Origin of the sequence: Streptomyces sp. NPDC047706 (genome assembly GCF_043204795.1) — a bacterium.
In the GTDB taxonomy this organism is placed as follows: Bacteria; Actinomycetota; Actinomycetes; order Streptomycetales; family Streptomycetaceae; genus Streptomyces.
This window is the reverse complement of record NZ_JBIDCW010000002.1, coordinates 194,049-207,582: the sequence shown is the minus strand read 5'-3', so window position 1 is coordinate 207,582 and position 13,534 is coordinate 194,049. Positions and strand designations below refer to the sequence as shown.

11 protein-coding genes and 3 pseudogenes are annotated in these 13,534 nt (G+C 68.4%); 7 read left to right on the top strand and 7 right to left on the bottom strand.

Annotated features, from left to right (window positions below):
• Nucleotides 1-35 precede the first annotated feature (35 nt).
• The 3 genes and pseudogenes from ACGF8A_RS02865 to ACGF8A_RS02855 form a co-directional block, all read right to left on the bottom strand.
• A pseudogene (locus ACGF8A_RS02865) lies at nt 36-446 on the bottom strand (site-specific integrase); the annotation flags it as partial.
• A 528-nt stretch (nt 447-974) separates the two neighbouring features.
• Nucleotides 975-1,283 carry a hypothetical protein gene (locus tag ACGF8A_RS02860; protein WP_393103529.1) on the bottom strand — a complete coding sequence of 103 codons (309 nt, stop codon included), beginning with the start codon at nt 1,281-1,283 and terminating at the stop codon, nt 975-977.
• 404 nt (nt 1,284-1,687) lie between these two features.
• A pseudogene (locus ACGF8A_RS02855) lies at nt 1,688-2,275 on the bottom strand (TerD family protein); the annotation flags it as partial.
• A gap of 48 nt (nt 2,276-2,323) precedes the next feature.
• Here ACGF8A_RS02855 and ACGF8A_RS02850 point away from each other — a divergent pair.
• The 5 genes from ACGF8A_RS02850 to ACGF8A_RS02830 all read left to right on the top strand — a co-directional run bounded on the left by ACGF8A_RS02850 (nt 2,324) and on the right by ACGF8A_RS02830 (nt 6,569).
• Nucleotides 2,324-2,746, top strand: coding sequence for a PIN domain nuclease (locus ACGF8A_RS02850; protein ID WP_393103527.1), 423 nt, complete (start codon nt 2,324-2,326; stop codon nt 2,744-2,746).
• 438 nt (nt 2,747-3,184) lie between these two features.
• Complete coding sequence (locus ACGF8A_RS02845; RefSeq protein WP_028799214.1) at nt 3,185-3,388, top strand: cold-shock protein; 204 nt, start codon at nt 3,185-3,187, stop codon at nt 3,386-3,388.
• A gap of 248 nt (nt 3,389-3,636) precedes the next feature.
• Nucleotides 3,637-5,142, top strand: a complete 1,506-nt coding sequence (locus ACGF8A_RS02840; RefSeq protein WP_393103525.1) for a DEAD/DEAH box helicase — start codon at nt 3,637-3,639, stop codon at nt 5,140-5,142.
• A gap of 84 nt (nt 5,143-5,226) precedes the next feature.
• Complete coding sequence (locus ACGF8A_RS02835; RefSeq protein ID WP_393103523.1) at nt 5,227-5,475, top strand: CBS domain-containing protein; 249 nt, start codon at nt 5,227-5,229, stop codon at nt 5,473-5,475.
• A gap of 740 nt (nt 5,476-6,215) precedes the next feature.
• Nucleotides 6,216-6,569 carry a MerR family transcriptional regulator gene (locus ACGF8A_RS02830; protein ID WP_393103521.1) on the top strand — a complete coding sequence of 118 codons (354 nt, stop codon included), beginning with the start codon at nt 6,216-6,218 and terminating at the stop codon, nt 6,567-6,569.
• Between the two features lie 50 nt (nt 6,570-6,619).
• Here the strand turns inward: ACGF8A_RS02830 and ACGF8A_RS02825 are convergent, their stop codons facing one another.
• Nucleotides 6,620-6,766: a hypothetical protein gene (locus tag ACGF8A_RS02825; RefSeq protein ID WP_393103519.1), complete on the bottom strand. Its 147-nt coding sequence runs from the start codon at nt 6,764-6,766 to the stop codon at nt 6,620-6,622.
• 591 nt (nt 6,767-7,357) lie between these two features.
• A pseudogene (locus ACGF8A_RS02820) lies at nt 7,358-7,630 on the bottom strand (flavoprotein); the annotation flags it as partial.
• Nucleotides 7,631-7,794: 164 nt separating this feature from the next.
• Between ACGF8A_RS02820 and ACGF8A_RS02815 the strand changes: the two are divergent.
• Both ACGF8A_RS02815 and ACGF8A_RS02810 read left to right on the top strand, forming a co-directional pair.
• A complete protein-coding gene (locus ACGF8A_RS02815; protein ID WP_393103517.1) occupies nt 7,795-10,734 on the top strand; it encodes a Tn3 family transposase in 2,940 nt (979 codons plus the stop codon).
• Nucleotides 10,646-10,864: a Tn3 family transposase gene (locus tag ACGF8A_RS02810; RefSeq protein ID WP_393103515.1), complete on the top strand. Its 219-nt coding sequence runs from the start codon at nt 10,646-10,648 to the stop codon at nt 10,862-10,864. Before ACGF8A_RS02815 ends, ACGF8A_RS02810 begins: the two co-directional genes overlap by 89 nt.
• A 91-nt stretch (nt 10,865-10,955) precedes the next feature.
• On the opposite strand, the gene ACGF8A_RS02805 is transcribed toward ACGF8A_RS02810, so the two are convergent.
• The gene (locus ACGF8A_RS02805) at nt 10,956-11,939 is read right to left on the bottom strand and encodes a DMT family transporter (protein ID WP_393103513.1); all 984 of its coding nucleotides are present in this window, start codon (nt 11,937-11,939) and stop codon (nt 10,956-10,958) included.
• Nucleotides 11,936-13,510: a cobalamin-dependent protein gene (locus ACGF8A_RS02800; protein ID WP_393103511.1), complete on the bottom strand. Its 1,575-nt coding sequence runs from the start codon at nt 13,508-13,510 to the stop codon at nt 11,936-11,938. The genes ACGF8A_RS02805 and ACGF8A_RS02800 overlap by 4 nt, the downstream gene beginning before the upstream one ends.
• Between the last annotated feature and the right edge of the window lie 24 nt (nt 13,511-13,534).

Genomic DNA, 13,534 nt, shown 5'->3' with positions numbered 1-13,534 from the left:
GTCAGAGACCCGGGCCTTTCTGCTGTTCACGGTGATCACTCGTCGCGTGCCAGATCCGTGCCAGAACGCTTCTCGTCGGCCTCCCGGGCAGCGGCGGCCCGAGCCTTCCGGACGGTCGCGTCGAGGCCGGCGGCGACCTCTTCCTGACGCTCCTCGTCGGAGTGCTGGTAGATCAGCGCGGCCTTCTCGGACGACTGCCCGGCGCGGACCATCGTGTCCTTGAGGGTGGCCCCGGACCGGGTGGAGAGCGTGTGCCCGGTGTGCCGAAGGTCGTAGAACCGGAAGCCCTCGGGCATGCCGACGACCTCCCGCGCCCGCCGCCACTTCCGCCCGAAGGTGCTGCGCCGGAAGGGTGCCCCCTTCTCACCGAAGACCAGCCCGTCCGGCCCCAGCTCGGCGTACGACTCCAGGTGCCACCGGAGCTCCCGGCGGAGGAACGCGGGAATGAACCGCAGGGCAAGAAGACAGCTCTTGACTCGCCCATTGAGACTCCACCGACCGCGCTGGTCGAGGTCCATGCAGTCCTGCCACAGATTCAGTGGCCAGCCTGCGTCTCACCGCCTACGGGTCGTGCCGCCCTGTAGAGGATGATCGCTCGACGAGCAGCTTGAGCTGCTAGCAGCGCGAACCAGGTTCCCCCCAGACATGGCCCAAGAAGTTCCCACCAGTCCACGACTGGCTCCGCAAGGATCCCTGCGACCCACCAGACGTCGTAGGACACGATGCCGGTCAACGCCACAGCTACGAGAGCCGTCGTCCACCAACGTTCAGGCCAACCCTTGCTCACATTTCCCCTGCCAGAATCGTCGCTGCCACCATCGCTAGTGTGCCGTGCCCGCTGCGCGCCCGTTCAGGCAGGAGACTGCGGGGACCCACGGTGAATCACGAGTCCAGCCGCACTCGCTCCCAGCTCAAGCGCTTGGCAGATCAGCAGGGACCCGCATACGCGATCTTCCAAACTGGTGCTCAGTCGTCTATTGGGGCACAGGATGACGAGTTCTCCGGTGAGCGACGAGCTCCAGACCGAATCCGACGACAGCGAGGGCGAGACCCAGCCAGAAGAGCAGCGAGTTGTGCCGTTCCACTCCGCCGAACAGCATCACATCCGCGCCGAGGATGGGGAGAAAGATCCCTCCTGCGGTGTACCACTGTCCCTTGCGTGCCTTGTTGATCGCCGAAACCGCACCAAGCAACAGGATCAAGGACATGATTGCCATCCACACGGCGCCACCTTCGCAGCGAATGGTCCCCTTTACAACAGGCCCGAGCACGTGGTCGCTCACCCACGGGTGCACCGCCTTCGTGTCATGCGCAGGTGCGGCAGTACACAACCACCACGCCCACGCTGGATGCCACCAGTCCAGGGGACCGGCTCACGTACTCGACAGTCCTCATCAACCGGCCCTGCCCGTAGTTCGGGACGAAGAGGTCCGTGCCAGACGCGTGCCAGATCCAGCGGGGAACCACGGGGAACACCGAGGTACCGGGAAATGCTCAGGAGAGCACCGAGGCCGCTCCGTCGCAGGTCAGAGTAGGAACCGCCCCTTGAGCCCCCAAGCTTCCCAAGCTGAGAGCGCGAGTTCGATTCTCGTCACCCGCTCCATGTGAAACCCCCAGGTCATCGACCCGGGGGTCTTTGTTGTCCGGGTGCGTCTCGTCCAATCTGGCACTCTCTGGCCCTGCCGCCTCAACCCGTGGCAGATCGTTCTGCGGACTGTGCCCGTCGAGGTGCCGGGCGGTCCAGGTGGGCCACCACCGTGGCGTAGACCGGTGCACGGCGTCGTCGACACTGCGGATGAAGCCGGACCGCCCTCGGCAGGGTGACCTTCTTCCTGGCGGTGCGGGGCCGTGCAGGCGGCTTCCTCGATCCGGCGTCGTCGTCGGGCTGCCGGGGCGCCGGGATGGCCTCCAGGGTCGCTTGCGGTCCGCGATCGGCGGCGGGAGTGGGGCCCGTCGTATCCGCCTGTTCCTCGCCGGCCGCGACGTCCAGCGCCTCCTCGGCAGCCGCATCGTCCTCGATGTCGACGCCGAAGTCCGTTGCCAGGCCCGCCAGTCCGGCGTCGTAGCCCTGTCCGACAGCCCGTAGCTTCCACTCTCCGCCGCGGCGGTGGAGCTCACCGAAGATGAATGCGCTCACCTGGCCGGCATCCTCGATCACGAACCGGAGCAGACCCTCGCCGGAGCCGTCGGCCAACGTCAGCTGCAGATCGTCCAGTTCCCCGAAGTGGGCACCGCCGTACCGGCTCGCGGCCACCACGATCCGATCGATGTGGTCCGGCGCCTTCGACCTCGATCTCTTCGAGGACGAAGGAAACTACCGCCGGTGAACGCCGCGCAATACCTGATCGACACCAGCGCGCTCGCCCGTATGCTGCGCGGCGACGCCGAGCGGTACGGATGGGACCAGGCGGCCGCCGCCGGGCTCATCGCCACCTGCCCCATCACCGAGTTGGAATTCTTCTGCAGCGCGCGTTCCGCCGCCGACCGGGCACAAGGCATCGAAGACATGCGCCTGCTCTTCGGCTGGGTGCCGGTCGACGACCGTGCCTACGACCGCGCCCGGCGGGTCCAGGAGGCCCTTGCCCAGCGCGGACAGCACCGCGGTGCCGGAGCCGTCGATCTCGTGGTGGCTGCCACGGCCGAGTTGCAGGGACTGACGCTGCTGCACCGTGACCGGGACTTCGAGGGCATCGCCGCCGTCACTGGACAGGCGCTCCAGTGGTACGGCCCCGAAGCCGGGAAATGAGCAGGAGTCCTGGTGCGGGCGCTCTCTCGTCTCTCCGGTGGCGTCGTCTCTTCCGGACCGGTGTGACCTTCGTCGCGACAGTGAGGTCTCGGCGCGTTCGCCGTTGTCCCGTCCGTTGATGACGAGGGCGGCGGCGGACAGCTCATCGAGGGAGGTCATGGCCCTGCGGCCGGAAACGTTGGGCAAGGAACGCTGCATCCGTGCGGGTCAATATCTGTATCCGTGAAGTGAGAAATAGGTACGGCACACGGCGAGTATTCCTCGACCGCCGACCCGAGCGGAATTATTGACCAGGCAGAGCCGGCCGCATCATGCTAACGTCGTTCTCAGTTGCAGGTGTGGTTGCCAGAAGGTTCATTTTCCGACGGGGTAATCAGCACGGCGACGCGGAATTCGCACAGGGCGAATTCCGGACATCGTCTCCGAAGGAGAAATGACATGGCTACCGGCACCGTGAAGTGGTTCAACGCGGAAAAGGGCTTCGGCTTCATCGAGCAGGACGGCGGCGGCGCCGACGTCTTCGCCCACTACTCGAACATCGCCACCCAGGGCTTCCGTGAGCTGCTGGAAGGTCAGAAGGTGTCGTTCGACATCGCGCAGGGCCAGAAGGGCCCGACGGCCGAGAACATCGTTCCCGCCTGACACCGGCAGCAACGCATACTTCGCAGCTGGGGCCCGCACCTTGGGGTGCGGGCCCCGGCTCGCTGCATTTCAGGGCGCTTGACGGGAAGGCCCACCCCATCACCAAAGGGTGACGTATTCCCCCGTCAATACGACTCGGCGCCCATCATTTCCGGCTCGTTCTCGCGATTCTCCGCGCCGTTCATTTCGCTTCGCTGCGGAAATTCCTTGCTACGTGCCTACGTGCTCACATCGAGGAAAGGTTCCGCTTGAACCGCGCACGCACCGCCCGCACGGCCCGCACCGCCCGTACCAACGACCGCTCCCGGGATTCCGCCGCCAAGCGCTCGGGGGCTCCCCGGCGTTCCCAGGGCAACGATCGCCGGCAGACCGCACCCCAGGGCGAGTTCGCGCTGCCCGTGACGGTCACGCCCGCGCTGCCCGCCGTCGAGTCGTTCGCCGATCTCGCCGTGCCGGCGCCGCTGCTGGCCGCGCTCGGTCACGAGGGCCTGACCGTGCCGTTCCCGATCCAGGCGGCCACCCTGCCCAACTCCCTCGCCGGACGTGACGTGCTCGGCCGCGGCCGCACCGGTTCGGGCAAGACCCTCGCCTTCGGCCTGGCGGTCCTGGCTCGTACCGCGGGCCGGCGCGCCGAGCCACGACAGCCGCTGGCCCTGGTCCTCGTCCCCACCCGCGAGCTCGCCCAGCAGGTCACCGACGCGCTCACCCCGTACGCCCGCTCCGTGAGTCTGCGGCTGGCCACCGTGGTCGGTGGGATGTCGATCGGCAAACAGGCCGGTGCGCTCCGCGCCGGCGCGGAGGTCGTCGTCGCGACCCCGGGGCGGCTCAAGGACCTCATCGTCCGGGGCGACTGCCGGCTGGACGACGTCGCCGTCACCGTCCTCGACGAGGCCGACCAGATGGCCGACATGGGTTTCATGCCCCAGGTCACCGCGCTGCTCGACCAGGTGCGCCCTTCAGGGCAGCGGATGCTCTTCTCCGCCACGCTGGACCGCAACGTCGACCTGCTCGTCCGCCGCTACCTGACCGACCCGGTGGTCCACTCCGTCGACCCGTCCGCGGGAGCGGTCACCACGATGGAGCACCACGTGCTCTACGTGCACCAAGCGGACAAGCACCGGGCGACCACCGAGATCGCGGCACGAGACGGCCGCGTGATCATGTTCCTGGACACCAAGCACGCCGTGGACCGGCTGACCGAGCACCTGCTGAACAGCGGCGTCCGCGCCGCGGCCCTGCACGGTGGCAAGTCCCAACCGCAGCGCACGCGGACCCTCGGCCAGTTCAAGACCGGACACGTGACGGTACTGGTGGCGACCAACGTCGCGGCCCGCGGCATCCACGTCGCGGGCCTCGACCTCGTCGTCAACGTCGATCCGCCCACCGACCACAAGGACTACCTGCACCGCGGCGGCCGTACCGCCCGCGCCGGAGAGTCCGGCAGCGTCGTCACCCTGGTGACCCCCGGCCAGCGCCGCGGCATGAACCGGCTCATGGCCTCGGCCGGCATCACCCCGCAGATCATCGCCGTACGGTCCGGTGAGGCGGAGCTGGCCCGCATCACAGGCGCCCAGGCCCCTTCCGGTGTCCCCGTCGTCATCACCGCACCGGCCGTGCCGCGTCCCCGCCGCGCCGTGTCCTCCGCGACTCCCTCGTCCCGGGGCCGCCGCGACCGCTCCGCCCAAGGGCGCCCCACCGGACAGGCGAAGCGGCGCAGGGCACAGCGGCCCGCCTTCGACCCGGCGGGCCAGTGACATCGACCAGAAGCTCACCCGACTCCGAGGAGGCCCCCTTTGACACCGGTTCAGACGCAGCGACAACAGGCGGTTGTCTCCCCGATGAGCGCGGTCGACGACATGGCGGCGAACGGACCCCGGGTCAGTGACGACATGACCGTCGAGGTCGCCCTGTCCGTGATGGCCGGTGCCCGTGTCGAGTACCTCCTCCTGTGCGACGGAGACGACCAGTGCACGGGCTCGATCACCCTGGCCGAGCTCGCCGTCCACCGCGGCAGTTCCGCGTACACGGATCAGATCCGGCTGCGGGACGTCCTCGCAGTGCTCGGCGCCGCCTGTCTGGACGGATGAGGACGGGCGGCAAACCGCCATCAGGATCCCGGTGAGGGCCCTGCCGACGTGTGTCGGCAGGGCCCTCACGGCTGTCTCGCCGTTCCGTTCTCCGCGGCTGGACCGCGCGCGGCACTCGTGACACCTGACGGCCTGACCCGGATTGCACGGGCGGGAGGCGACTCACGACGGCTGCGCCGCCCGTTGCTGCAGGTCGCAGGCTATCTGTTCCCCCACAGGGCTTAAATCTGTTCTTGTCAGAGTAGACATTGAGCTCCGGCGCGGTTAGCCTTTTCCTCGTTGACACCGGTCAAGCGAAGCCCGGCAGACACGAACTGGCGGGTTGCAGTACGTGAAGTTCGCAGGTCAGTGCGGTTCTGGAGTCCCGAAGCCAAGATGTTCGCAGGACGGTGACGGGACTGAGGACCGCACTGGGCGGCCCGCAGGTCGAGGGGCCGCCAACAGCACCACCGAGCAGTGCCGCGAGTACCAGTTCACCAAGTTCGGAGAAAGGACGGAGGAGCAGACGCCATCAGGATCGCCCGGTCCGAGAAGCACTCGCCCCGGGTACCGCAAGACCCCGGATTGGAAGGTGGTCTCCGGTCACGCAGCCGCGATCCCCGCACCCCCCTCTGAAGGGCTGGTAGCGGAAAACAGAAGGTCGGCACAGCATGAGGGCCGACAGATGGTGTTGAATTTCCTTCGGGGCCCTGGTGCCGTACGGCACCAGGGCCCCTCGACGCGTTGCACAACGAGGTGACATGACAGCAGAAATCCCCCTCAGTGATCGTCTGGACGACGACGACTACCCCGCATACACGATGGGGCGGGCCGCCGAGATGCTCGGCACCACCCCGGCCTTCCTCCGAGCCATCGGTGAGGCTCGCCTGATCACGCCACTGCGCTCGGAGGGCGGACACCGCAGGTACTCCCGCTACCAACTCCGGATCGCGGCGCGCGCCCGCGAGCTCGTCGACAGGGGCACTCCGATCGAGGCCGCCTGCCGCATCGTCATCCTTGAGGACCAGCTCGAGGAAGCTCAGCGCATCAACGCCGAGTACCGCCGCCGGGCCGGGCATGAAGCGCCCGACAATTCCGTTCCCGGTGCCGGCTGACCACGAGGAAACGTGCCGGCAGGACGGCCGTCCGCTGCCCCGAGCCCTTCTCAACCCGTGGCAGACCGTTCTGCGGACTGCGTCCGTCGAAGTGCCGGGCGGTCCAGGCGGGCCACCACCGCGGCGTAGGACCGGTGCACGGCGTCGTCGACGCTGCGGATGAAGCGGAACTCGGCGCTGCCACGACTGCCGCCCATGCCCTGACCATCGGCCTTGCGGCGTAAAGCGGCTTCACCCAAGCCCTGCACGCGCGAAGGCGTTCCCCAACCGGACCCCCGCCGGGCCCCGCCCCGCACAGTGCCCGCCCGTGCACGCGCTCCGCCCACCGGTCTTCGCGCCCCGTGTCACAGCGTGGCCGCGCGCGGGGCCCGGCCCGTCTCCGAGGACGAGGCCGGATTCCCGGTGACGCCGCCGACCCACCCGCACCTGGAACCTCAACCCGGTCGAAGGCATCTGGTCGGTGCTGCGGCGCACCACAGCAGGTGGTGTCGTTCTCCGCGTCGGTGGCGAGGCCGGCTTCGGCGAGGCGGGTGGTGGCAGTGCGGACGGCCTCGGTCGCCTCGGCCTCCACGCCGAGGCGGTCCGTGCAGGTCGCCTCGTCCGGGGTGCCTTCGATGAGGACGGGCTCGGTCGGGGGATCTGCGTTGGCGAAGTCGGCGTGGCGTCGCAGAGTTTGGCGGGCTCGGTGCCGAACCGCTTGCGGCGGAAGGCGGTGGAGGCATCGGGATCGGGGACGCGGAGCGCACACTGCGGGCGGGAGGGGCGGACCTCCTGGTGTGGGTGCGGGTTCAGCAGCCACCGGAATGGGCCGGCGCGCCGAGTCCGGTCTGGAGAGTGGGCGGGGGCGCGCAGCATCCGCTCCCCTCGCCGTTCTGGGCGGCGTCGGGGTCGTCGAACAGGCCGGCGCCGCCGCACACCCCGGTCTCGGGGAGTGTCAGTTCGACGCGCTCGGCGGCTTCGCGGTCGCCTGCGAGGGCGGCGGCGACGGAGCGGACCTGCTCGTAGCCGGTCATCGCCAGGAACGTGGGGGCGCGGCCGTAGGACTTCATGCCGACCAGGTAGGTGGGCGGAGGAGATACGCGTAATAGCCGCCACTTCATAGCAGAGCGTGACGATCAAATACGGTGAGTGCGCGTACGCTCCGTGATCTGGCCCTGGCCCCGCTACCGAGATCGTCGCTGTTTATGGTGGCCGCTGTCAGTCGGTCGGGCGTGGGGCGGTTGGTGTGGCGTCGCTGGAGCGGACGGCGTATCCGAGGTTCAAGAGGCTTATCTCGGAACGGGAGTTGCGGGAGTACTTCACGCCGTCGGCGGAGGATGTGGAGTGGGCACGTGAACGTACGCATGACCGCCCGGGCCGGGTCTTGGCGTTGCTGGTGATGCTGAAGTCCGCAGCACGGCTGGGTCGTGTCCCCAAGCTCGGGGAGATACCCGAGGTGGTCGTGGTTCACGTGCGCGATCAGGCGGGGCTCGCTGCGGGGACGGTGCCAGAGGCGGACTCCGAGCGGAGTGAGGAGCGGTACCGTTCCGCCGTACGTGAGCGCCTGGAGCTGAAGCACAGGCCGGGCGAGGCCCGCGCGGTCGCGGAGGCGGCGATGCGGGTGGCGGCGCCGGTGAAGGCGCATACCGCGGACCTGGTGAACGTGGCGCTGGAGGAGCTGGTCCGGCAGAAGGAGCGGCTGGAGCTGCCGGCGTTTTCCACCTTGGACCGGATGGCTTCCCGTATCCGCTCGGAGGTGGAAGCCTCGCAGTGCGAGGCGATTGTCGCGCGCATGAGTGACGGGGCGCGGGAGCGGGTCGCGGGCATGCTGGAGGTCGTCGAGGGCGAGTACCAGAGCCTGTTCGCGTGGATCAAGCAGCCCGCCCGGCGGGCGACGTGGTCGCGGTTTAGGGCGCATGCGGAGCGGATGGAGAGGGTAGACGGGCTGGGGGATGCCGTCTTCTGGGTGGGGAAGACACCGTCGGCGAAGGTGGCCGCGCTGGCCGAGCAGGCGAGGGTGTTGTCGGTGGGCGAGATGAAGGACATCGCCGAGCCCCGCCGCACCGCGATGACCGTGTGCCTGCTGGCGCAGGTGCAGGCGGCGGTGCGGGACGAGACCGTGGTGATGCTCTCCAAGCGCATGTCCCGGCACCTCAAGCGGGCCCAGGAAGAGCTGCTTGAGATCGAGAAGCGGCAGAAGGAGACCACCGAGCAGCTCCTGACCACCTTCCGGGACGTGCTGACCGCCCTGCGCGGCAGCGGCGAGGCCGCTCCCGGCGCGTGGGAGGGGGAGGCGTCGCTGGATGACCTGCTGGCGCTGAAGAACGCCCGGGCTGCGATCGAGGCGGCGGGCGGGTTCGAGGCCCAGCTGGCGGACCTGGAGGCCCTGGACGCCTACCGGGGCAGCAACTACACGGCGCTGGTGGAGCGCTTCTTCAAGCCGGACCGGCCGACCATGTTCAAGATCGCCCGCCGTCTGTCGTTCACCGCGACCTCGACCGACCGCAGCGTGCTGGATGCGCTGGACCACGTCCTCGCTCACCAGCACCTCACCCGGCCCCTCGTGGCGGACACGCATCCCACCCGCAAGGACGAGAGCGGGGAGTCGGTACGGCTGGACCTGTCGTTCGCGCCGAAGATGTGGCTGAAGACCGTCTACTCCCGTGAACAGCCGGGGATGCTGGTCCGCCGCCATTTCGAGGCAATGGTGTTCGCCTGTCTCGTGGAGGAACTGCGCTGCGGTGACGTCGCCGTGATCGGCGCCGAGGCCTACGGTGACTGGACCCGCATGCTCCTGCCCTGGGAGCAGTGCGAACCCAAGCTCGCGGGCTTCTGCGAGCAGGCCGGCTTCCCGGCCACCGCGAGCGAGTTCACCGCACGGCTGCGCGAGCGGCTCACCACGATCGCCGAGACCGTGGACGCCGGGTATCCGGACAACAAGGACCTCACCATCGACCCTGTCACCGGCGTCCCCTCCCTTGCCGTACGCAGAGCAGGCGAGCGCACCGCCTCCGCGGAGAAGCTGGAAGAAGCTCTCTCCGAGCGGCTTCCCGCCCGCAGCGTCCTGGAACATATGGCGCGGGCGGCGCACTGGACGGACTGGTGGAAACGGCCCGGCCCGCGCTCGGGCAGCGAGCCGAAGCTGAAGGAACCCCTGCCGCGCTACGTGACCACCGCGTTCGTCTACGGTTCCGGGCTCGGCCCTGCCCAGGCGGTGCGCCACATGCGGGGCAGCGTGACGGCGCACGAAATCGGCGCGATCGCGAAGCGCCACTTCACCATTCCAGTCCTCAACCGGTGCGGAGCTGACGTGGTCAACGCCCATGCCAGCCTGGATCTGACGGCGGCGTGGGGGGATGGGTCGGTGGCGGCGGTGGACGGCACCATGATGGACACCGTCATCGACAACCTTCTCGCCGAGACCTCGATCCGCTACGGCGGCTACGGCGGTATCGCCCACCACCTCGTTTCCGACACCTACGTCGCGCTCTTCTCCCGGTTCATCCCCTGCGGGGTGTGGGAAGCCGTCTACCTCATCGACGCACTCCTTGCGAACGAGTCGGAGGTCAGGCCGGACACCGTACACGCCGACACCCAGGGCCAGTCCTTCCCGGTCTTCGGGCTCGCCCACCTGCTCGGCATCGACCTGCTGCCGCGGATACGCAACTTCCAGGACCTCACGTTCCACCGCCCCGATCCCCAGGTGCGCTACCGGCATATCGACGCGCTGTTCTCCGCTGATCCGCGTACCTGCATCGACTGGCAGCTCATCGAGAACGGCTGGAAGGACCTCATACAGGTCGGCCTGTCGGTACGGGAAGGCACCGTGTCCTCCGTCACCCTCCTGCGGCGCATGAACAACCACTCCCGCAAGAACCAGATCTACCGGGTCTTCCGCGAAGTCGGCCGCGCCGTCCGGACGATCGTTCTACTCCGCTACCTGTCGGACCCGCAGCTGCGGGAACAGATCACCAGGGCGACGAACAAGGCCGAGGCATACAACGGGTACACGAAGTGGCTGCACTTCGGCGGGGACCGGCTACCTGCGCTCCCGCGATCCCGAACTCCAGGAGAAGGCCGTCAAGTTCCTCGACCTGATGGCCAACAGCATCATCTTCTCCACCACCGTCGACATGACCGACACGCTGCGCCAGATGGCCGCACAAGGCCGGGAGCTGAGCGGTGACGACATCGCCGCGCTCAGCCCGCACCGCAGGGACAACGTGCTTCGCTTCGGGGACTACGACACCGCCACCCTCCACATCCCGCCCGGCCCGTACGACAGCGCGCTTCGCCTTCCTGCGGATGGCCTCTGACGCTCATGGAGGATCGGCTGTGATCGGGCGCCGGGCAGGGGCAGTTGCTGCCCACCCGGCGCCCGGAACGGGCACGGACTGACTCGGCCTGTCAGCCCGGTCCCTCGTGCGACGCAGCATCACGCGATCCCGCCGTGCGACTCATGCCGAGGGCAACGCCTCCGGCGACCAGCAGGCAGCCGATGAGTTGCGCGACGCTGAGTTGTCCGGTGCCGACCAGGGGGGCGGTTGCCGCGGCGGACAGGGGGATGAGGCCAAGGAAGAGTGCTGAACGCTCGGTGCCGAGTTGGTCGATGCCCCGGCACCAGCACAGGAACCCGATGGCGGTGGCGGCGACGGCCTGCCAGGCCAGTGCCGCCGCCTCCGATGTGTGCGGGATCCGCAGCCAGGAGGTGCCTTCCACCGCGAAGGCGGTGGCGCCTGCCATCAGCCCGGCCATGCCCGATGCGCACGCGGAGGCCAGCAGAGGGCCGGTGAGCGTGAGGGTGGATGCTGCAAGGAGCGTGAAGGCGACTTCGCAGGCCAGCGCGACGGCGGACCAGCCCAGTCCGCTGCCGTCCGTGCGTCCGAAGCCCTGGACGACATACGTCCCCAGCACGACGAGCCCGGCGGCGACAAGACCCCGGGCAGCGGGGGAACGTGCCTGCATCAGCGGCAACAGCAGGGCGACAGCCAACGGGGCACAGCCGACGATGGCGCCCGGGACTGCGGGCTCGGCGGTGCGCTCGGCGGTGATGATGGCGGCGTTGTACCCGAGCATGCCGGTGACGGCCAGCCCGGCGACGCGCAGCCACACCCCTGCCGACCATGTCTGCACGAGACGCCAGCGGCGTCCGCACAGGGCACTGAGCACCAGGGCTGCGGCTGTGAAGCGGATGGCCTGGCCGCCCCATACCGGGAAGTGGGTCAGCAGGCTGCTGGCGACGAACGATGCCCCGATGACCAGCGAGGCCAGGATCATCAAAGCCGCACCCTGCGCCTCGGCGCGGCGCCGGGCCTCGGTCGCGGCGCCGGCTGCGTTGGAGGAGGGGCGGCCCGCCGCTGGGATGCGGCGGCGGGCAGCAGCAGGCTTCACACGCCGCCGCCGATGACGATGCCGTGGCGATTGGCGAGATCCTCCATGGCCGCCAGGTATTCGTGGACCAGGTCCATGGTGATGTCAGGGCAGCAGCCTCGGACGAAGTCCGCGATCATCTCGTCCATGTCGAAGTCGTCGCTGGAGCGGTAGAAGTCCTTGCGGGACTCCAGGAAATCCCGGTCGACCCGCAGCCCGTGCTCGGCGGCGCGCTGCTCGGCGAACTCCGGGTGGGTGAGGTACCTGAACGACTGGGAGCCCGGGATCGGACACAGCGGCCCGAAGTCGAGCGCGGCGAACGTCTTGGGGTGGTTGTCGACGATCTCGGTGAGCTTCGCGTGGTTCTCGGCCATGATCTGCGGGGTGATCCCCAGATGGGTCACGACGAGCCCCGCGGTGATCATGCCGCCCCGGTCCACCACTCCTGAGAGGGCTTGCAGGTTGTGTGCCATGGGCAGATCGCGGCGGCCTCGCCCGCCCAACGGCTGCTTGTTCATCACCCGCAGCGAGATGTCGGAGAGTCCGTCGAAGCCGATGAAGAAATGGTCGAGTCCCAGGACGTTCACCAGCTCGTCGATCCGGTCGGGGACGGTGGCGAATGCCTCTGCCCTGGCGTACCCGAACATGCCCGGCCGCTGCGACTCCGGCAGCTGACGGAACCACTCCGGCTGGTTGGCCGCCATGCCGCGCAACAGCCGCCACATGGTGAGCGGCAGTTCGTCCGCGGTCACGTAGAAGTAGTTGTAGCCCTGGCGGTAGGCGTTCTCCAGGATGGCCCACGCCTTGTCGACCTCGGGCAGGACGATCTCCTTCGACCCGGGGATGATGCCGCAGAAGTCACAGGCGTTGAGGGGGACTCCGTCCAACCGCGGTCCTGCGAACTTGACGCAGCCCCGGCCGATGTCGACCACCTGGCTGCGCAACTCCCGGTCGCGCATGAAGAAGTACACGGACTGCTGTCCCTGCAGGTAGAGATCCTGGTGCGGCAGGACACTGTCCGCGAGCGAGTAGTCGACCAGCGGTAATGTGGCGTACTCGCCCGCGTCCTCCGGCACTTTGGCCACCGTGCCGTCCGTTGCCCGATGGACGAGCCCCGGATAGGCGTCAGGGGTCTTGATGCGCCCGCGCAGGGAGTCGGCAACGAAGTCGGCGAATCCGGTGACGACATCGTTGCCGTAGAACCCGAAATCGACGTCGGACTGCCGCCGCATGATCCGCTCGTACAGGGCGGAGAAGTGGTCGTTGCCGAGGATTACCAGCGCGTTCGGATTCAGCCGCTTCACGCGCTGGGCCATGGCTATGGAGGCGCCGTAGTTGGCGGTCAGCACGCTGAAGCACACCGCGTGTAAGCGGTGTGCATGGGCGTCGATGAACTCCTCGATCGTCTCGTTGCTGTAGACGACGCCGTCGAGATATCCGAGCTGAGTGTCATCGGCGCCGAGCTTGTCACGGAGGGCACTCATCAGGGTGAGTAACCCTAAGTTCGGATAGATCGACGTGTTGGCACTTGAGGTGTGGCGTGAGGTGTCGTTCGCGTTGACGAACAGCACAAGGTCCTGCTGGGTACTCATGACGTCTCCTGCTCTCACAAGGCG